The sequence below is a fragment of the Pontibacter silvestris genome, assembly GCF_020907275.1.
Classification (GTDB): Bacteria; Bacteroidota; Bacteroidia; order Cytophagales; family Hymenobacteraceae; genus Pontibacter; species Pontibacter silvestris.
This window is the reverse complement of record NZ_JAJJWI010000037.1, coordinates 1-21,434: the sequence shown is the minus strand read 5'-3', so window position 1 is coordinate 21,434 and position 21,434 is coordinate 1. Positions and strand designations below refer to the sequence as shown.

Here is a 21,434-nt window from a genome sequence, read left to right as displayed (position 1 = left end):
TAGTTCTTAACTACTTTTCTTTTTCAGGAGAGTACTGGTATTAGTGCTTACGGTAATATAATGGCTACCGCCAGAAGGATGAAAGAAGGCACTGCCGTAGCTCAGTTCAAATGAACGCACCCGCAGCATTGCTCCAACCGAAAAACCAGCTCCACCAGAGGTATTGCTTAGCCTAAGCTCTTTCCGACGTAAATGGTTATAGCCTGCCCGCACCTGGAAGTTCTTACTGAACAGTACTTCTGCTCCTACTACAAAGTGGCGGGCAATTTTATCGCCCAGCTTCTTCTCTTCTTCCACTTCTTTACCATTTGCGTCCAGTTGTCCACTTTGGTCTGGGTCAAGGTAAATAATGTCGAACTGATAAAGGCGTTGCGCTGTAAGCGAAAGCCGCACCGGCATATGCTCAGGTTTATAGCTTACACCTAACTGTGCATCAAAAGGCATAGGCTGTCGCTCTGCACCATCATAAGGTTTTACCTGATAGCCAAGGTTTTTGAACGTAAGCCCTAAAGTAAAATCTTCTTGCAGGTGTTTAAAAGCCACACCTGCATCAGCCAACACTCCCATAGCTTTACTACCAGCTATACTTGATACTGCTACCTTAGCCGTAACTCCTATTGTAAATGCATCCACCTGCTGTGCATGCGTTATATTAACTGTATAATCGTTTGCTTTAAAGTTACCCTCTACAACCCCTGCTGCATCTCGTTGCACAAAGTCGCCATAGTTCAGGTAACTTATACTGGCTGCCCAGCGCCCCAGCTTTTCCGAGTTAAAAGCATAAGCTATATTGCTCTGCTTAACATCAGCCAGATAATTAACATAACTCAGTGATAATTGGTTATCCATCTCTGAATTAAGCAAAGCCGGGTTAGTGGCAACCATACTTACATCATGGCTCATGGAGGTTACATTTACACCACCCAAGGAAGCCAGTTTAGCATTTGCAGGCAGCTCTAAGAATAAAAAGCTACGTTGCCCTCCTATTTGTGCATGCCCCACTACTGAATAACCCAGCAGTAGAACCAACCAGGCACTTACAATTTTAACCATGCCTTAAGTTAGGCATTTTATAATTTCAAGAGACACAATGACCTCTAATACTACAAAGCTTTTACCTCTTCCGTTACTGTTAAATCCAACGGGTTCTTCACTTTCTCTTTCAGCAATGCAATTCTTATCACCTCGTCCACACGGTCTACATAATGAATAGTAAGTCCTTTTATGTAATGCTCTGGAATCTCGTTGATGTCCTTCTTGTTTTTCTGGCAAAGTATAACATCCGTTACGCCTGCACGTTTGGCAGCCAGTATTTTCTCTTTGATGCCTCCCACAGGTAATACTTTCCCGCGCAGCGTGATTTCTCCTGTCATAGCCAGGCGCGATTTAACTTTGCGTTGTGTATACACTGAAGCGATAGAGGTAAAAATAGCAATACCCGCCGATGGGCCATCTTTAGGCACGGCACCTTCCGGAAAGTGAATGTGCAAATCATACTGGTCAAAGATCCGGTAATCAATATCAAGTAGACTGGCATGTGCTTTTAAATACGAAAGGGCTGTCATAGCAGACTCTTTCATCACATCTCCTAACTGACCTGACAATGTTAATTTGCCTTTACCTTTACTTAAGATTGATTCAATAAACAGGATATCGCCTCCTACTGATGTCCAGGCCAAGCCTGTTACGACACCAGCTGTATCTATATCCTGGTATATCTCTTTATCAAAAATTTCAGACCCCAATCGTTTTACAACATCTTCAGGCTTTATGGTTTTGGCATACTCCTCTTCCATTGCCTTTTGCTTGGCCGTGTTACGCACCAGCTGCCCTATTTTACGTTCCAGGCTACGAACACCTGATTCTCGGGTATAATCTTCTATTACTTTCTGGATAGTGGCCTTAGGAATCTTTACATCTTCTTCCTCCAGACCATGCTCTGAAACTTGCTTTGGCACCAGGTGGCGCTTCGCAATTTCTGTTTTCTCTTCCAGTGTATAGCCTGTCAGCTCAATGATTTCCATACGGTCGCGCAGCGCTGGCTGAATGGTATCCAGGGAGTTAGCCGTAGCAATGAACAGTACCTTAGATAGATCATATTCTACATCCAGGTAATTATCCATAAACGTGCTGTTCTGCTCCGGGTCCAGTACCTCCAGCAAAGCTGAAGATGGGTCTCCACGAAAATCAGAAGCTATTTTATCCACTTCATCCAGAATGATAACTGGGTTAGAAGAACCTACTTTTTTTATCTGATTGATGATTTTACCTGGCATTGCACCTACATACGTTCGGCGGTGCCCACGTATTTCTGCCTCGTCACGCACGCCACCTAATGACATCCTGACATATTTGCGGCCTAATGCATTGGCTACAGAACGCCCAAGAGAGGTTTTACCTACCCCCGGAGGGCCATATAAGCAAAGTATAGGCGCTTTCATATCATTCTTCAGCTTCAGCACCGCCAGGTACTCCAGAATACGCTCCTTCACTTTCTCTAAGCCATAATGGTCAGCATCCAGAATCTTCTTGGTGCGCTTCAGGTTGAAGTTATCTTTGGTAAACTCGTTCCAGGGCAGGTCCAGCAGAAACTCAATGTAGTTTACAGCCACAGGATATTCTGCTGCTTGCGGGTTCAGACGTGCCAGTTTATCAATCTCTTTCTGAAAATGCTTTGCTACCTGCTCCGGCCATTTTTTCTTTAGCGCTCGCTCTCTGAAACGCTCAATTTCCTGATCTGGCCCCTCCTGCCCCAGTTCATCCTGCAACACTTTTATCTGCTGACGCAGGAAGAAATCGCGCTGCTGCTGGTCAATATCAGTATGTACTTTAGAGTGAATCTCCTGCTTCAGCTCCAGCAACTGAATTTCACGGAGCATAAGCTCCAGGAGCTTTGTACCACGCTCTTTGCCATCATTTACCTCCAGAAGCTGTTGCTTCTGTGCAACCTCCACATTTAAGTTAGATGACAGGAAATGTGTCAAAAAGCTAGGACTATCGATATTATCAAGGGCAACCTGTGCCTCCTGTGGTATTTCCGGGTTAAGCTTAAGAATTTTGCCAGCCGCATCTTTCAGCGACTGCACCAACGCTTTTACCTCTTTGTTTTTTTTATCTAGCTGCGTCTCTTCGCACAAGGTAACTCTGGCAGAAAGGAACGGATCTTCCTGGGTTATCTGTTCGATCTTGAAGCGACTCTGTCCCTGAATAATGATCGTGGTGTTTCCGTCCGGCAGCACCAGCATCTTCAAAATTTTAGCTACCGTCCCCACTTCAAATAAATCCTCAGTGGAAGGGTCGTCACTGCTGGTGTTCTTTTGGGCCACAACGCCCACTATTTTGTCACCTTTATGTGCTTTGCGCACCAATTTTATTGATTTTTTACGGGTGACAGTTATAGGCAACACCACACCAGGAAACAATACTGTATTACGTACTGCTAGTACAGGCAAGTCGTCAGGCAGTTCCTCCTGTGTAATATTATCTTCTTCATCAACAGTGATGATAGGAATCAATTCATCTCCATCATCATCTGAAATATTGCTTAGCAAAAGGTTGTGTAAAAAGTTATTGGAAGTATAGTTCATAAGTTAGATCAGTGCCATAATGACAGAAAAACATATTTTCCCCCGATTTTTCTGCTTGATAAATATATAGTCAAGTCTTGTGCCAAGAAAGGTAATCTGTCGCTTTTACATAACTTTAGCTAAAGAAACTAATACAAGCCCGATATTCTTAAATAAGAATATCTGATAATTATACCTGCTAACTTTCAGGCAAAAGCTATGGTAAAATGACCAGCCCGAGTCTGACAAAGTCCATCCAAATCTTTCTTGAGATTATTCTGAACATTGGGCAGAAAGTTTGCACCTGTTACCCCAGTTATTTGCGCGAAGGCTCCTCCATACTCCCCTCCTCCTGAACTCCAATAAAACAAGCAAACTGCCTACTATAACGATTCTAAAAAGCTTTCAGCCATACAAAAGTCTGAAAACATATAAGATGAAACCCTCCAAACCGAGTAGACTCGCTCGATGTAAAGAAACAGCAGGCTTATCAAAGGAAACGACAGGTAAAGTTTAAGCTGATAAAAAACAGGGCAGCCTCAGGAAGAATCAAAAATTCCTCTGAGGCTGCCCTGCTTCGTACATGCTATTTACTTCAACAGCACGTTATCATAATTAATTAAGCTGTATTACAACCACTTAGCAGTAATCACTTATTATACAACATCTGTAAAACTTAACCTTTAAACTCAAACTTTTTAAAGGTTTCCCCCTGCTGAAATAAGGTGCTGTTTACTTTCCCCTTATAGTCAACGTTCACAATGTTCATCTGATCGCGAAAGACCTCCATCAGCACAGCGTTCTTAACATAAAGCTGAGGCAATGAAGTACTGCTTACAGGCACCTCAACATACATCCAGACAACATCAGTTTCAGCTTCAGAACCCAGATAATTATACTTCAGCGGCTTTCCTTTGGTAAGTTCAAAACTTAGGTTAGCACGCAGATAATCCTCCAATTGCTGGCGTACTGCATCAGAAGAACTGCTATAGGTAACTTTACTTTTACTGTGCCGCGAAAGAGCATCCTCCAAATCATCAGTAAACACTCTTACAGCTACCTCCAGGTGCTGTGAGCGGGGGTTATACTTAATGTCTGTAATACTAGTGTGGTAATCGTGAGCGTATGCCAAAGAGCTCATTAGAATGAGCAGCAGCATTAAAAGCAGGTTTTTGAATTTTGATTTCATTTTTTATTTGGATGCAGGCAAGTCAGCGAGTACTTTTTGTGCTACAGTAGGCATATTATCTTGTACAATACGCTGCACATCGTTTATATTAGACTCATAAGGCACATTAACTCTGTTACCCGACACTAACTCGCCTTTACTGTTGTAAATCGAATAATGAACAGTAAAATTGCGCTCATAGTTCTGTGCAGCTCTGTCTAAGCAATGTTCATAAACTGTTTTCACCTCAAATTGATTAATGAAAACATAATAGTCTATGCCATACTGATCATTAAAGTAACCAAAGAATTCAGGGTCTTTTACTTCTACTCCAAAATGCTTTGTTTCATCCTGCGCAACGGGTACTTCTTTAGGTTTATCTTTAATACCAAGCTTTTCTTTCTGCCGCTCCACCCATTTTAATGCTGCACCGGTTTCTTTTGCCTCCTGCTTCGGCTCGTGGTTGTATTTAGACTCTTTGTTATCCTGGTAGCCATAGTTCAGAGATTCATAAATCCGGCTTAGTTCACTTACACTATCCCGATACACCCCTCCCAGCAAGTGTATAGATTCATATCCTTTGGGTGCCAGCAGTGCATTTAACCTGCCACGGAAAACATGGCGTACGTTTTGGCGCGGTATTTTAGACTGCCGGGCTATCTCATAATCTGCATCAGAAAAATACAGGTAAGGATCGAAAGGAATAACCAGGATACGCTGTTTTGTTTTGGCCTCAATGGTTGTTGGTACATCTGCAGCATAAGCAGATGTGCTCTCCGCATTCTGCGAAGCCACAGAAGCTTTTGAAGTAGTAGCAGGTTTCGATACAGGTACAGCAGAAGCTTCAGCTTTTGAAACCGTGATAGTTACATTCTCAACAGGCCGTACTAAACTCAGCTCCTGCCCTATCAGCAATTGCTTTCCATTCCATTTCTGCAGAGAATCTATCGGAACATTAAACTGGTGGGACAGGCTATAATAAGTATCACCTTGTTGTACCACATAGATACTGTCTGATAAAGTAACAGCATCTATGTGGTTTATTTTAACTAACCAATCTGCCGGGGAGGCATTGGTCTTGGGTATTGTAAAAACTAAAAGGAAAACAAAAAAAGGTAATGCAAACTTCACGATGGCTTTCATAACACATACTACTCTTGTTAGAAGATAGTCTGGAACACATCATTAAAGATAGCAAAACCCATTATACATAACAAAATTACCATTCCTACTTTCTGTGCATTCTCCAGGAAACTATCAGAAGGTTTACGACCACTGATCATCTCGTAGGTTAAGAACATGACGTGTCCGCCATCCAGCGCTGGTATTGGCAGAAAGTTCATAAAAGCCAGCACCATGGATAACATGGCTGTTAATGACCAGAACTTATACCAATCGAAACTACCGCCATAAACCTGGGCTATTTTAATTGGCCCACCAATAGACTTGGTAGGGTCTGCCTCACCACGGAAAATTTTACCAAAGCCTTTTATATTAGCTGTAATAACACCAAACGCCTGCTCCGTTCCCAACGGCACTGACTCGCCTAAGCTATACTCACGGGTAGCATAATTTAACATAGGTTTTGCATGGAAACCTAAGGTACCATCTTCTTCTACCTGCGCCTTTAGCTTGATTGGCTTTCCGTTGCGCTCTATTTGCAACACCACCTGCTTACCTGCATTAGCACGAACTTCCTCCTGAAAGACATCGAAAAACTGTGTCTCTTTACCATTAACTGTCAGAATATAATCTCCTGCCTGTAAACCGGCTTTAGCAGCATTGCTAGCTGGTACTACCTCACCTATCTGGAAAGTCTGCCGTGGCTGTACAAAGAACATTCGCTCTTCTTTGTTTGACAGGCGGTCCATCAGGTTAGCAGGCACCGGAATTTTTACCTGCTCGCCATTACGTTCTACTGTGTAGTAAGAATTGCGGCCCAGCAGCATATCCATAGAGTATACATCCTCAAACTTCTCCAGTTCCTGACCATTTACAGCTACAATCTTGTCACCTTTCTGAAAGCCTATTTCCTGGCCAATTTCATTGGGCACTATGCCATATCTTGCTTCACTGGCCGGCAGATAACTCTCTCCATAGTTAAAAGTAAGTATAATGTAAATAATAATACCTGTGATCACGTTCACAATAATACCACCCATCATTACAATCAGGCGCTGCCAGGCTGGCTTGGCACGGAACTCCCACGGCTTGGGTTCTTCTTTTAAAGCTTCTGTGTCCATAGACTCGTCCACCATACCAGAGATTTTCACGAATCCTCCCAGCGGAATCAGCCCTATCATATACTCTGTTTCCCCTATTTTTTTGCCGAATAATTTTGGAGGGAAGCCAATAGCATACTTTTCAACACGCATTCCGAACATTTTAGCAGTTAGCATGTGCCCCAGCTCATGCAGCCCCACCAATATTGTAAGACCAAGGATAAGCTGGCCTACCATTATTAATATATCCATCTAAATAATTAAGTTTAACCTTATAACAGGCACATGCTGCAGCAGTAGCACTTAGCAGCAGCGGCACCTTTTCTTATTTCTTTACCAGTTCAAGCGTTCGCACACGAGCCTCTCTGTCCGTATCAACATAGTCTTCGTAAGAAGGATTCGCAATATACGCAACTTTTGCCATACAGCTTTCAATCATATCTGACATCTGTAGGAACCCTACCTCATCCTGAAGAAAGGCACTCACTGCCACTTCGTTAGCTGCATTCAGAATACAAGGCATATTTCCACCCTGCCCCATAGCGTCATAGGCTAACTGCAGATTACGGAAAGTAGCTACATCTGGCTGTTCAAAAGTCAACTGCGGATAGTCCATAAAGTTAAACCTCGGGAAGTCTGACTTCAGGCGCTGCGGATACCCTAAAGCATACTGTATCGGCAGCTTCATATCCGGCAATCCCAACTGGGCCTTAATAGAACCATCCTCAAACTGAACCAGCGAATGAATGATAGACTGCGGATGTACCACAACTTCTATCTGCTCGTTCTTTAACCCGAATAACCACTTTGCCTCTATTACCTCTAAACCTTTATTCATCAGAGAGGCCGAGTCTATGGTTATTTTAGCTCCCATGTCCCAGTTCGGATGCTTTAGGGCCTGTGCCTTTGTGACTAGCCGAAGCTCCTCCACGGCACGTCCTTTAAACGGCCCTCCAGAAGCTGTTAATATGATTTTCTCTATCGGATTGTGAAATTCTCCTGCCAGGCACTGGAATATTGCGCTATGCTCCGAATCAACCGGATAAATGTTAACACCATGTTTTCGGGCTAGCTCTGTGACTAACTGCCCTGCCACTACCAGTGTTTCTTTGTTTGCCAAAGCAATTTGTTTGCCAGCTTTTATAGCGCGTATGGTCGGCAACAATCCTGCATAGCCTACCATAGCTGTAAGCACCATATCCACGGTACCTATCTCCACTACCGAACACAATGCATTTGCCCCTGCATAAACTTTTATATCCTGCTGCTGCAGGGCGTCCCGCACCTTCTCATAATAAGCCTCATTAGCAATAACTACCACATTGGGCTTAAAAGCAAGAGCCTGTGCAATAAGTAAATCGGCATTACTGTTAGCGGTAATTACTTCCAGTTCAAAAGTGTCTGGGTTGGCTTTAATAACTTCCAGGGCTTGTGTGCCAATGGAGCCGGTGGAGCCAAGTATGGCAATTCTCTTCATTATAAGTTATGAATTACAAACTCCAGGGGCTGAGTAAGCACTACTCTTTCCCTGACTCGTTAGAAACGATACTATTTAATATTTTTATAGTTCCTGATAATCAGAATATATTCCCAAAATGTATTAACTCCAGCTAAACAACATCCTGCAATAAATAGCTTTAGACATTACGCTGTTTCTCTTGCTTCCTTTCTGGCAACTCTAAACCTTTGAATAAACCAGAAGTTGATTGTCACATTCTATCCAGAACCAGAAGCCCGGAATTACGAAGTCTTAACCGACAAAAGTCCATCCGCAAGGTTCCTGTCATTGCTCAGGCGAGGCACCTTGTTCTGCCCACCTAACTTCCCTTGCGATTTCATATAACTTCGGAAAGAACCGAGTGGTAAAGGCCGGATTTTAAGTTTTGATAATATATTTCCTGTGATAAGGTCGTTATAATAAGAGTTAAGCTTTTGTAACTGCGCATTCAGCTCCTCTTCAAATATCTCAAGGTTACCTGGCGGATTAGAAAACTCCACCAGCCACTCATGGTAAGATTTTCCCTTATCCTTACTCACAAACGGTGCTACAGTAAACTCTACCAACTCCACTGCCGGAAACTTATTTATAGTTCGTTGCATCGCTTTCTCCACTTCCTCACCTATTACATGCTCACCAAATGCAGAAATAAAATGCTTGATGCGTCCGCTTACTACTACTTTGTAAGGGTTAACAGAGGTGAATTTAACCGTGTCCCCTATAGAATAGCTCCACAGGCCGGCATTGCTGCTGACAACCAGGGCATAGTTCACATTTGGCTCTACCTGCGCAATAGTAAGGCGTGTAGGATTGTCGTTAAAGTATTCTTCCGCAGGTATAAACTCAAAGAAAATACCTGAGTTAAGCAGCAACAGGAGGCTCTTGTCATTTTGCCTGTTCTGGTAAGCAAAAAAACCTTCGGAGGCAGGAAAAGTCTCAATAGAGTCCACCTCTTGCCCAATAGACTCGAATAGCTTGGGCCGGTACGGCTCAAAATTAACGCCTCCATATACAAACAGAGAGAAGTTAGGAAAGACGTCTTTTATTTGTTTTCCCGTCTGTTGCATCAGTTTATCGAAGTACATCTGTACCCAGGGCGGTATGCCCGATATCAGGGTCATGTCCTGGTCAATGGTTTCTTCTATAATCTGATCCAGCTTTGTTTCCCAGTCTTCTATACAGTTAGTTTCATAACTGGGCAATTGGTTGGTACGCAAATAAGCTGGCACGTGGTGGTTAGAAATACCAGACAGGCGGCCTGTCTTAATGCCATTAAAGTCCTCCAATACCGGGCTTCCTGACAAAAAAATCAATTTACCATCCAGAAACTGCGATTTGCCAGTCTCATAAATATAAGTGAGCAAGGCATCACGGGCAGAATTAATATGGTTTGAAATAGAATCTTGTGTGATAGGAATATACTTTGTGCCTGATGTAGTACCAGATGTTTTCGCCAGATATAAAGGCTTTCCAGGCCAGAGCACATCTCTGTCTCCTTCTTTTACCCGGTTAAAATAGTCTTTTAACCCTTCATAATCCCGCACGGGCACTGCATCTACAAAATCAGCGTGTGTTTTTATTTTTGAGAAACTATGATCACGACCAAAAGAAGTTTGTTGAGCTTTTTCAATCAGGCTTTTAAAAATTGCTTCCTGCGCTTCTACCGGACTTTCTATCCAACGTTGATTCTTCTTGTGCATATAAGCTGCCAAGGGTTTGCTCAACCATGCTTTTACACCCATAGTATTCTATTTTGTATCTGGTAAAGATATATAGATTCATCTTGAAACCATAGAAACCTTACGATTGATGTATAGAATCAACAAATTAACAACCTGTGTGTTTAAGAATTAATGATCATTTGATCTGTTATAAGAATGTCAGATGAATTCATTAGCTTTAGTATGAAAGTAAACCACCAACCAAGCTAAACGTTAAACTAAGGAACATTTATAAGCATATCTAAAACAAAAAACTTAAACCGATGAAAAAACACAGAGCAGAAGCAAGATGGGAAAAAAGCCTGAAAGAAGGTTCAGGCCAGTTAAGCACTGGTAGTGGCGCCCTTAAAGCCAGCTACAGCTTTGCCTCACGCTTTGGCGACGACACAAAAGGTACTACACCAGAAGAATTGATAGGTGCTGCACATGCCGGTTGTTTCTCTATGTTCCTAAGTGCTTTACTTGGCAACGAGAATTTAACACCTGATTATGTACAGACCCAAGCAAGTGTTCATTTAGGAGAACAAGATGGAGGCCCCCTTATCACTAAAATAGAACTTACCACTGAGGCAAAAGTGCCCGGCCTTCAAAATGATGATTTTCAGCGTTTAGTGGCACAGGCCAAAGCCAATTGCCCTGTATCAAAAGCACTCGCTTCAGTACCTGAGATCACCGTACAGGCTACACTTCAGGAATAAAATACTTATATTGCGAAGAGTCTATACTGATAGACTCTTTTGTTTCACCACATAAAACCTTTATGGCAGCGACTGGTAGTAGTGCAAGATCTACATTATTAGTACAAATTAGCCCCTCGCGCAAAGCAAAACTTTCTTTTACAGTGCAGTTGGTGCTAATACTTTTCTGGCTCACCTGGGCTGTATTGCTTCTGGTTAACCAGGCCCCCAGCAATGACCAGAACTACCTGTACTATATCTTTTTTGGTCTGGCTCTGGCTTTTCTTATTTATGTGATCCTGCAAAATACTTCTATATTCGGAATACAGTCATATATAGAGGTAACGCCACAGTACATTGTGCAGAAACAGGGAGTTTTCCGGGCTAAGCGTATTACGTCTATTCCCGACATAGAGACAATGCACATTTCAAGGCTGGCTCTGCGCATTGTAGAACACTCTGGCAATAAAATTTTCTTAGACCTGAAGCAGGTGAGAAAAAAACGTGACCTTGAAAGGTTGAAAAATAAAATACGGGAGCTGGCAGAAACGCATAACTTCCAGGTAACTGAAACCAGTGGGCAATAAACATAAACATTGGAGGCAATTATAAAACAGCGGAGCCTGTACTAGTTAGTACAGGCTCCGCTGTTTTATAATTGCCTCCAATGCAAACTCAAAGCAACTTCTGTTGGTTTTGAGTGTCCTACAACATTAGTAATAGAGTCTATAAAACTGAGCTACAAAGCAGAGAGAATATATAGCAAACATTTTTTGAAACAAGAGCTTATACTGCCTTCCTATTGGTGCACACCGGAAAACTTGAATGCACAACCTAAACCAGCTAATAGTCAGTACTTTCATCTTGCTCTTCAATAGTTTCTTCCACTATTACTTTTTTATTTTTAAATAATGATACACTTAGGTTAATTTCGAAGTTACCGTTCACATATGGTTGTGCTTCTGCCAACTGATAGGTGTACAGCCCTTGTATAAACATTTCTCTGTAGGTAAGCCCTAGCCCAAAGGTAGCAGCTTTGTTACTATGGTACGTTGCCATTACATTAAACTGGTTATTGGCAAACTGAACGTTGGTCCCAAAGTCCCAGAAGTAATTAAAACCCTTTACGCCACGGTAAGTCAGCTTAGGCTCAATTAACAATGCATCCTGGTGTGCTGGGACCTTATAAGAAACAGCTGTTAAAAATGTAGACCTGTCTACTGCACTATATACTTCCTTCTTTAAAAATTTATTTAGATTGGGTATAGCGGCCTGAAGAGTTATGTTACCATTAGTGTACACCATTCCGAAGTCACCATCAACATAAGTCTGCCGCTCATTAAAACGAGCCACCAGCTCATCATCCACAGTACCAATCACAAGTGAGTTATCAATCTGTTCACTCATGAAGCCTAAGGAGATACCAAAATGCAGTTCCTGTTCGTCGTCGTCTAGCGGCAAGTGATATGCATAAGTACCAACTATGCGGGACCTTTTGAAAAATCCTGACTTATCGTTTGAGGCAGTCAAGCCGAAGCCAGCTTGCTCCTTTTGATATGCTACAGTTAACACTTGGGAAACAGGGTTTCCAGGCATCCCGGTAAATGCATTGCGGTGACTCAGGAAAAGGTTTAACCCCTCGTCTGTACCAACAAAGGCCGGATTACCCAAATATTGATTATGATAATACTGGGCTCCCATCGGCATTAATTGTGCTGAGGCTTCCCCGATACAAAACAGCAAGCCAACCAGCACCAAGCTTACTGCCACTACCCTTTTATACACTGCTTTTCCCATCATCTCAACAGAATAATACCGCTTCATAAGAAAAGTTATTTTACAATCCATTATTCTCTCTCACTATACCAATATAACCTTTCACTACATGTTCACCAGAATTGATGTCCAGGATATAATAGTAAGTATCTTCGGGTAGCAAGGCTCCGTTGAACCTGCCATCCCATGTGTTTCTATAACCTTTCTTACTGAATACTAATCTGCCGAAGCGATCAAACACTTTCACCTCGTTATTCGGATAGTGCTCAATTTGATTGATGAGCCACTCGTCATTAACACCGTCACCGTTGGGAGATAAAATATTAGTTGGTTGCAACTCAGTGAAAGGGGACACAATAACATCCGGAGTTACAGCAGTTACATCAGACAAGCTTGTTGCTTTGCTAAACGAATACTCCAAATAGCCTCTTGTAAAATTTGAACTTCCGGTGGTAACAGTGTAATCCTTATAGTTTTTACTACCAACAGTTGCTGTATAGACTAATGCTAAGGCATCTGTGTTATTTCCGTTCAGTTCTTCATCGAGGTAAGTTAGACCCATCAAACCATTATAAGACACAGGCACGCTAAACCTATATAAGCGCTCTATACTATTGTATTGTGGCCACATCACCGACTTCACCTCTTTCTGTATAGCCAAATTGTTGAAGAAGAAATCAGCCGAGGGTATCATAACTAATCCATCTGTGCTAAAGGGTGTACCGCCTTTAATATAAACTCCTGCCGTTTCAGCTTTCAGCTGTGCTCGCAAACAAGCGACTGGTAACAGGAGAAATACACTTAGCAGAACAATGAATGACTTTTTCATTAATCTTTTTTTAAGATTATCATGGGCACTATTTATCACTTTGCAACAGTGATATCAAAAATATAAAAATATAACTATATCTAAATCTTTAATTGTATTAAACTTAATCCATTGCAGCATTAAGCTGATCAATTGTTGCAGGTAGCGCCACAATTTTATTTGTCTTAGCATCCACCAAAACCATAGTAGGGGTAGATAGTACGTAGTAGGCGCTTGCTTCAGGGCTATTAATGCCGCCCTCGGCCCTACTGTGTTTCCAGCCAGGCAAATTTCTCTTTGCCTTTTCCCACACCGGAATCTCAGTTTCGGTTTCATCAAGGCTTATAGCCAGAACATCGGCTAACTCTTTGTTCTTTGTCTGCTGCTGCCAAGGGTGAAGCTTACTTACTAACTCTGTACAATGGTGGCAACTGGCCGACCAGAAGAGCAATAATTTGTAGCGGGCACTCGTCTTATACTTATGGAAAGCAAGAGATTTCCCTGCCTCATCTTTCAGCATAAAATCTGGAGAGACAGCACCAGGCACCAGTGTTTCAATGCCTTTAAGTCTTTTTTCAATCGCAAGTCTTTTAGAGGTAAGGCAGCGAGGGTCGTTCAGATACGGCTCCAGCATCTTTATACCTGGTGTTATATTAAAGCTTTCATAGCCATTATAAAAGTAATCTACCATCCAGCCATATACAACAGGGTGCCCCATACGGGCTTTCTCGATGGCTCGCTGGCCAGCTAAGGTAAAAAGCGAATCGCGTAGTGCCTCTGTAGTAGCCATTGAACCATAGATGTTTACATACTGATTCATCCAGTCTTTCAAATCAGTAGTTTTCGCCAGAACAGGGTCTTTAAAGTCCATCCCCTCAAAATATGACGCAATCAAGCTTTGCAGGCGCTCTGCTTCAGTTCCTTTCCACGCTATTTGCGGCAAGTACTGGAATATAAAAGCATGGCTTGCAAATACATCCTGGTACTGCTTTGCCTGTGCGATAACCCAGGCATTATAATCGCGTCGCCTTTTTTCATATTCCTCCACACCACTTTGGTAAAAAGCTGATTGCGGCTGATCATAACCCATCAGGAAGTTCTGCAGCAAGCCTAGCTTTTCTTTCTTCCTGGTGTTTTCTTTGCTGAACTGCGCAAACAACGCATTTTCTTTTTCACCTTTCTGAAACCAGGTGCTGTCTGGGTTATTTACATACAGAGGATTCACCCACATATCAATATCCTGACTATTGATAAAAATTTGCCTTTCAGAAGGATAAGGATCGCTGTTTTCTTTTTCTTTATAGTCAAACCGCAGCACGAATGCAGCCGGCAGCTGCTCTTTCGAAACTTTCAGTGTTCCGATTTCGCCTTTTCTGATTACCGGATTTTCAGCAATGGTTTTAATGCTACCACCTTCAACTGTTTGTAAGCTTACTTTACTGGTATACACACCACGCAGATGGATATTAAGGCTTACTTCCTGAGCTGCCACCTGCACATGAACCACCAGCATAGAGAGAGCGGCAATAAGAATTTTAAAATTCATAGAAAGGTAAAACTATTACATTTTCAAGTCTTTACAACAACCTGAATCGCCCAAAGTTCATTATAAAATACCATTTATAAAAAAATAATCTGATAAATATTTATTTTGAAATCGGATATATGGTTTTCTGCCTTTTTTCAAGAACCTACCAATTATGCTACTAAGTAACCTGAGCAGACTGTGGTTATATCTTTTTAGCAGTTGTACTTGCACCTGTACAAAACTGAACACTATCGTCACTATTAGCTAATTACTCTCGCTCCCGATGAATACATGTATCTGTTTTTTTGCTTCTTGATCCTGAATTGTTTTATAATGTTGTATTACCATAAACATAACCGATCATGTAACACAACATTATTCTAATATGCCAGCATTTTTAACAGGAGCTAAATCAGCCTGTGCCAGTCATAACTTAGCTCCTGTCTTTGTGTTAAAATATTTACATCTCACTTCACTCAAACCAACAATTCTGTTCCTATAACTTATTTAATNCTCCAGTAGTAGCCAACGCTGCCCCGACCCGAAAGAGCTCCGGAGGTGTTTATGTGCCCGGCCAGGTGCAGCTTCAGCTCCGAGCCGAAGGCGTGGTTGGCCGTGTACCAGTTCTGAGGAGGTGCGTCCGCCGCAGTCCACTCCGCCGATGTCGGAAGGCGCCAGCCCGAGCCAAGCAGCAAGCCGCATGGGTCGTTCTCTGCTTTCCAGTCGCTGTCCTCCGAGATGCTCGTCGTCCACGGCGTCCACGCGTTCGATGGCGTCAGCGTCGTGCCGTCGTGCTTGTAGCCCTGCGCCCTGTTGAACTGCCAGTACCAGCCAGCCGCCGACTCTGAGTTCGTGCCCACAGCCGTCGCCTGCACGTCAGCTCCCAGGTTCTGACCCAGCCAGCACGCCGCCTGGCCCGTGATGCTGCTGCTCACCACCTTGTAGGCCACCTCCTTGCTTACAGGCGCAACAGCCCCTGCCGTGTGGATAACACTAATCTCCGTCGGGCAAAGGATGAAGCTGCTCGGCTCAGGGCTCAGGCCCGTGCCAAGGCTGTTGGTCGCATACGCCCAAACATAGTAGGTTTGCCCTTCTCCCAGGCCTGTCAGACTGTTAGTAAAAGAACCTAAACCGGTAAGCGTGTCAGCAGGAACAACATGGTCCGTCGCCAGATCAGGAACTTCACCCGTAGTGTTCCACACCAGCCCGCGCTCGGTCACCGGGTCTCCTCCGTCCAGGGCGACCGTCGCCGTGCCCTTCGCTGACACTGTCGTCTGCTCGCTAACCGTCACGCCGCTAACCGTCGGCTTGCCCTTCACGATCTTGTCCCGGAGACAGCGAACCGAGAAGGCATTGGCCTTGCCGTAGTTGTTCATGTAGCTGTAGTTGCTGGTGTTGTAGTTCTGAAAGAACAGCGCGTACCCGTTCCCGCTGCTGTACTGCGTGCTGCTCCAGTAGTAGCCAAGGCTGCCCCGGCTCGAAAGAGCTCCAGAGGTGTTTATGTGCCCGGCCAGGTGCAGCTTCAGCTCCGAGCCGAAGGCGTGGTTGGCCGTGTACCAGTTCTGAGGAGGTGCGTCCGCCGCAGTCCACTCCGCCGATGTCGGAAGGCGCCAGCCCGAGCCAAGCAGCAAGCCGCATGGGTCGTTCTCTGCTTTCCAGTCGCTGTCCTCCGAGATGCTCGTCGTCCACGGCGTCCACGCGTTCGATGGCGTCAGCGTCGTGCCGTCGTGCTTGTAGCCCTGCGCCCTGTTGAACTGCCAGTACCAGCCAGCCGCCGACTCTGAGTTCGTGCCCACAGCCGTCGCCTGCACGTCAGCTCCCAGGTTCTGACCCAGCCAGCACGCCGCCTGGCCCGTGATGCTGCTGCTCACCACCTTGTAGGCCACCTCCTTGCTTACAGGCGCAACAGCCCCTGCCGTGTGGATAACACTAATCTCCGTCGGGCAAAGGATGAAGCTGCTCGGCTCAGGGCTCAGGCCCGGGCCAAGGCTGTTGGTCGCATCCGCCCAAACATAGTAGGTTTGCCCTTCTCCCAGGCCTGTCAGACTGTTAGTAAAAGAACCTAAACCGGTAAGCGTGTCAGCAGGAACAACATGGTCCGTCGCCAGATCAGGAACTTCACCCGTAGTGTTCCACACCAGCCCGCGCTCGGTCACCGGGTCTCCTCCGTCCAGGGCGACCGTCGCCGTGCCCTTCGCTGACACTGTCGTCTGCTCGCTAACCGTCACGCCGCTAACCGTCGGCTTGCCCTTCACGATCTTGTCCCGGAGACAGCGAACCGAGAAGGCGTTCGCCTTCGACGCATCCCGAACGTAACTGTAGTTGCTGGCGTTGTAATTCTGAAAGAACAGCGACGAGCCGTTCCCGCTGCTGCTCTGCGTGCTGCTCCAGTAGTAGCCAACGCTGCCCCGGCTCGAAAGCCCTCCCCCCGTGGTGATGAAGCCGGCCAGGTGCAGCTTCAGCTCTGAGCCGAAGGCGTGGTTGGCCGTGTACCAGTTCTGAGGGGGAGCATCGGCAGCCACCCACTCCGCCGATGTCGGAAGGCGCCAGCCCGAGCCAAGCAGCAAGCCGCATGGGTCATTGGCGGGAAGCCAGTCGCTGTTCTCCGAGATGCTCGCCGTCCACGCGTTCGACGGCGTTCTAGTACTGCCGTCGTGCTTGTAGCCCTGCGCCCTGTTGAACTGCCAGTACCAGCCAGCCGCCGACTCTGAGTTCGTGCCCACAGCCGTCGCCTGCACGTCAGCTCCCAGGTTCTGACCCAGCCAGCACGCCGCCTGCCCCGTGATCTTACTACCTACCACCTTGTAGGTCACCTCCTTGCTTACAGGCGCAACAGCCCCTGCCGTGTGGATGACACTAATTTCTGAAGGACAGAAGATGAAGGACTCTACTGGGCTAAATGCTGTACCCGCACTATTCGTAGCATAGGCCCATACATAATAAGTAGGCCCTTCCTCTAATCCATCCAACATACCACTGAACATACCTAAACTGATAACAGAATCGGCTGGGACTACATGATCCATTGCTAAGTCAGGCGCTGCACCTGTGGTGTTCCACACTAACNNNCGTAGCATAGGCCCATACATAATAAGTAGGCCCTTCCTCTAATCCATCCAACATACCACTGAACATACCTAAACTGATAACAGAATCGGCTGGGACTACATGATCCATTGCTAAGTCAGGCGCTGCACCTGTGGTGTTCCACACTAACCCGTGCGCTTCTATAGCCCCCCCCCCATCTTCGAGAATTTCAGCTGTCCCTTTTGCTGTAGGCTTTTGCATGTCACTCACAACCACTTTACTCAAAGTAGGCACCACTACCGGGGTTGTAAGACTATCCAGATTGCCATAGCCCGTACCAATGCTGTTCGTGGCATATGCTCTCACATAGTAAGTTGTCCCTGGAGTCAGATCGGTCATGTTAGCTGTAAAAGCTCCTGTACCACTACCGTTACTTGTTTTTGTCGCAAGTTCCGTTGTCGGGTTACGCTCTGTCGTGCTCCATACAATACCACGTACCGTCACCGGCTTGCCACCATCTTTTGTAATCTCTCCTCCACTCGCAGCCGTATTGGTCAGGCTATCATATAAAGGTACCGTCGTGGTAAGGGTTGGCACGGTAAGCGTAGTAAATTCTTCTCTTGCACCGTAGCCCGTGCCGACTCCGTTGGTCGCATACGCCCAAACATAGTAGGTTACACCTTCCGTAAGACCTGTTACATCACGGGTAAAGGTACCAAAACCAGTACCGCTAACAATTACCTCTTCTGTTTTGGTACTAACCGTATCAAGCATAACTCTTGTCGGATCGAATATTGAATCGGTACTCCATACAATACCTCGTGCCTGGATAGACAAACCACCGTTGCTTCTCACATCTCCGCTCACTTTGGCCGAGTTACGTGTAATGGTACTCACCGCCGGCTTAATTGTTAGCACTGTCGGCAGAGTCGGTGTAGTAAAAATAGTAGGAGTAGCACTATACCCTGTACCTACCTTATTCTGGGCGTATGCCCAGACATAGTAGGTACTGTCTGGCAGCAGTTCCTCCAGCTTTCCATTGATTTCCGGGCCTGCCCCAAGCATATTCAAAGTGCTGTCCGCTGGTGTTGGTTCTGCCCCTGTAGTGTTCCAGACAAAACCTCGTTCTTCTACCGGTTCACCTCCATTTGCTGTTACACTAGCCAAAGCGCTGGCTGATGTCATCAGTATATCAGACACAGTAACTATACTCACCGTTGGCGCTATGGCCAGCGTAGTTACACTGTCAAGCTGCCCATAGCTGGTGCCTTTGGTGTTAATGGCATAGGCCCGGAAGTAATATGTCGTATTCGGCTGCAGCCCTGGCATACGAGCCGCAAACACACCTGTACCTGAACCGCTTGCAACATGATTGCTACTACCTGCCTCCGAGAGCAGTGGGGTACGCGTTGTGCTCCAAACAAGGCCACGGGCTGTAACTGTGCTACCACCATCATCGGTCACTTCTCCTCCTGCTTCGGCCCAGGTTCCTTCCACAGCCGTTATAGTGTCAGTATACACTGTTGGCGGCATTATCTGAAGCGTTTTGATTTGTAATCTTGTAGCATAAGTGGTCCCCACACCGTTTCGTGCATATGCCCACACATAATATGTCTTGTCAGGCTCTAAACCCTCCATTGTTGCACTAAAGGTGGAAACACCAGTGCCGGTACTGTCTGTAAGCTCCTCTTCTACTTTATTGGATCCTGCTGTGGTCAGATCATCGTAAATACTCCAGATTAAGCCCCGGGCCAGGATAGGCATTCTGCCATCATCAGTAACTTCCCCCTGAATAGAGGCTGAGGTAGCCCGCACCACCAGCGCAGGGCCAGTGGCAGTAAGGGTTGGCACAGTGGCCGTTTCTATTGTTTCGGTCAAACCATAGGCCACACCTACGCCGTTGATAGCATAAGCCCGTACATAGTATTTCGTATTAGGTTGCAATCCTGTCATCTGGCTGGTAAACGTTCCTTCAAAGCCCACTATGTTCGAATTCTTAATAGTAGTGTGCGGATGAAGACCAATTACAGGATTAGCGTCAATTGTGCTCCATACCAATCCCCAAGTATTTACCGGAGAGCCCCCATCGCGCGTTACCTCGCCCCCACCAATGGCCGTGTTGCCTGTTATGTCAGTAAACTCATGTTGCGTAATCAGTTCGGGTGAAGTTGCAAACATAGAGAAAGCCACGATATCGCCATATCCTGTACCGGCTTCGTTAATAGCGTATGCCCGGATATAATACGTAATGCGCTCCTCTAATCCATCTAAGTTACTGGTGAACGAACCTGTACCTCTACCGTCCAGAGTTCTGTTTACTACAACTGTATCAGGGTCAAAATTTGGATCAGTACTCCACACGACACCTCGAGTTATAACTGGTGCCCCCCTATCGTCAGTAATATTGCCACCACCCTCAGCCGAGGTTTTGGAAGAAGGGAAAATCACCGACGTCGTAAGCATAGGCACATCTGGCGGGGTAGTGAACTGGATATCCTGACCATAAGCCTGCCCTACTGTATTGCTAACATAAGCCCGCACATAGTACAGTGTTCCCGGCTTAAGGCCAGTCATTGTACTACTAAAGGTACCTTTGGCACCTCCATTGTAAATTGTTCTGGTACTAAGGCCAGTATGTGGCTCTGGCAAAGTGCTCCACACTAATCCATAGTTCATGAGTGGTGCCCGCCCGTCTTCCGTAATGTCTCCACCGCCCTGAGCCGTGGTGGTGGTTGTGTCGGAGAGAGTTAGTGTAAGGACTGTAGGAACGTCCTGCGTCGTAAAGCTCTTCTCATCACCATAAGCAGTACCTACACTGTTGACAACATAAGCCCTAATATAGTAAGTAGTACCTCGCTCCAGCCCATTCAGGCTGCTCACAAAAGTACCTGCTGCTGAACCGCTCTGTACTGTTTTCCCCGCAATCGAATCTGTATCAGGATTAAAATTTTTAACCTTGCTCCATATTACTCCGCGGGTACTAACTTGTACACCTCCCTCATCAGTAATGGTACCCCCGCTAACTGCACTGGTGCTGGTAACATCACTTGCCTCGGTGGTCTCAATGGTGGCAAGCCCGGCTAGGTTAGTAGTAAAGCTAACCTGCTGACCATAGCTGGTGCCGGCAATGTTAGTCGCATAAGCCCATACATAATAGGTAGTCTCCGGCACTAGCCCAGTGAGTTCGCTGGTAAAATCGCTTGCACTAGCCTGAGTAGTTTTATTTGGTGTGGAGAGAGTAGGTACAAAATTCCTGTCCGTGCTCCAGATTATGCCGCTGGCCTCAATACTAGCCCTGCCATCGTCATAAATGTTCCCCCCACTGGTAGCTGTTTTGTTACCAATAGGAAAAACTGCTCTGGTTGTCAGGCTTGGGCGGCTTGGCATTCTAAAAATCACCTCATCTCCATAACCTACTAAACCAGCCTCGCTCTCAGCATAGG

General features: G+C 45.4%; 12 protein-coding genes. 2 read left to right on the top strand and 10 right to left on the bottom strand.

The genetic code is table 11. From position 1 onward, the window contains the following. Positions 1-6 precede the first annotated feature (6 nt). The 7 genes from porQ to LN995_RS20095 form a co-directional block, all read right to left on the bottom strand. A complete protein-coding gene (gene porQ / locus LN995_RS20125; protein ID WP_229962889.1) occupies positions 7-1,053 on the bottom strand; it encodes a type IX secretion system protein PorQ in 1,047 nt (348 codons plus the stop codon). A gap of 50 nt (positions 1,054-1,103) precedes the next feature. Then, positions 1,104-3,587, bottom strand: coding sequence for an endopeptidase La (lon, locus tag LN995_RS20120; protein WP_229962888.1), 2,484 nt, complete (start codon positions 3,585-3,587; stop codon positions 1,104-1,106). Positions 3,588-4,242: 655 nt separating this feature from the next. After that, positions 4,243-4,755, bottom strand: coding sequence for a DUF6702 family protein (locus LN995_RS20115; protein ID WP_229962887.1), 513 nt, complete (start codon positions 4,753-4,755; stop codon positions 4,243-4,245). 3 nt (positions 4,756-4,758) lie between these two features. Then, complete coding sequence (locus LN995_RS20110; RefSeq protein ID WP_229962886.1) at positions 4,759-5,865, bottom strand: LysM peptidoglycan-binding domain-containing protein; 1,107 nt, start codon at positions 5,863-5,865, stop codon at positions 4,759-4,761. A gap of 29 nt (positions 5,866-5,894) precedes the next feature. Continuing rightward, the gene (rseP, locus tag LN995_RS20105) at positions 5,895-7,208 is read right to left on the bottom strand and encodes an RIP metalloprotease RseP (RefSeq protein ID WP_229962885.1); all 1,314 of its coding nucleotides are present in this window, start codon (positions 7,206-7,208) and stop codon (positions 5,895-5,897) included. A 73-nt stretch (positions 7,209-7,281) separates the two neighbouring features. Further along, the gene (locus LN995_RS20100; RefSeq protein ID WP_229962884.1) at positions 7,282-8,433 is read right to left on the bottom strand and encodes a 1-deoxy-D-xylulose-5-phosphate reductoisomerase; all 1,152 of its coding nucleotides are present in this window, start codon (positions 8,431-8,433) and stop codon (positions 7,282-7,284) included. Between the two features lie 263 nt (positions 8,434-8,696). Further along, entirely contained in the window at positions 8,697-10,196 is a 1,500-nt protein-coding gene (locus LN995_RS20095) for a GH3 auxin-responsive promoter family protein (protein WP_229962883.1), read from the bottom strand. Between the two features lie 242 nt (positions 10,197-10,438). On the opposite strand from LN995_RS20095, the gene LN995_RS20090 reads away from it, so the two are divergent. Both LN995_RS20090 and LN995_RS20085 read left to right on the top strand, forming a co-directional pair. Continuing rightward, the gene (locus LN995_RS20090) at positions 10,439-10,873 is read left to right on the top strand and encodes an OsmC family protein (RefSeq protein WP_229962882.1); all 435 of its coding nucleotides are present in this window, start codon (positions 10,439-10,441) and stop codon (positions 10,871-10,873) included. 62 nt (positions 10,874-10,935) lie between these two features. Beyond that, positions 10,936-11,439, top strand: a complete 504-nt coding sequence (locus tag LN995_RS20085; protein WP_229962881.1) for a hypothetical protein — start codon at positions 10,936-10,938, stop codon at positions 11,437-11,439. Between the two features lie 256 nt (positions 11,440-11,695). Here LN995_RS20085 and LN995_RS20080 read toward each other — a convergent pair whose 3' ends face one another. The 3 genes from LN995_RS20080 to LN995_RS20070 form a co-directional block, all read right to left on the bottom strand. After that, positions 11,696-12,676 (bottom strand): PorP/SprF family type IX secretion system membrane protein, encoded by a 981-nt coding sequence (locus LN995_RS20080; protein ID WP_229962880.1) that lies wholly within the window; start codon positions 12,674-12,676, stop codon positions 11,696-11,698. A gap of 13 nt (positions 12,677-12,689) precedes the next feature. Continuing rightward, a complete protein-coding gene (locus LN995_RS20075; RefSeq protein ID WP_229962879.1) occupies positions 12,690-13,457 on the bottom strand; it encodes a gliding motility-associated C-terminal domain-containing protein in 768 nt (255 codons plus the stop codon). 103 nt (positions 13,458-13,560) lie between these two features. Continuing rightward, positions 13,561-14,982, bottom strand: a complete 1,422-nt coding sequence (locus LN995_RS20070; RefSeq protein WP_229962878.1) for a TlpA family protein disulfide reductase — start codon at positions 14,980-14,982, stop codon at positions 13,561-13,563. Positions 14,983-21,434 lie beyond the last annotated feature (6,452 nt).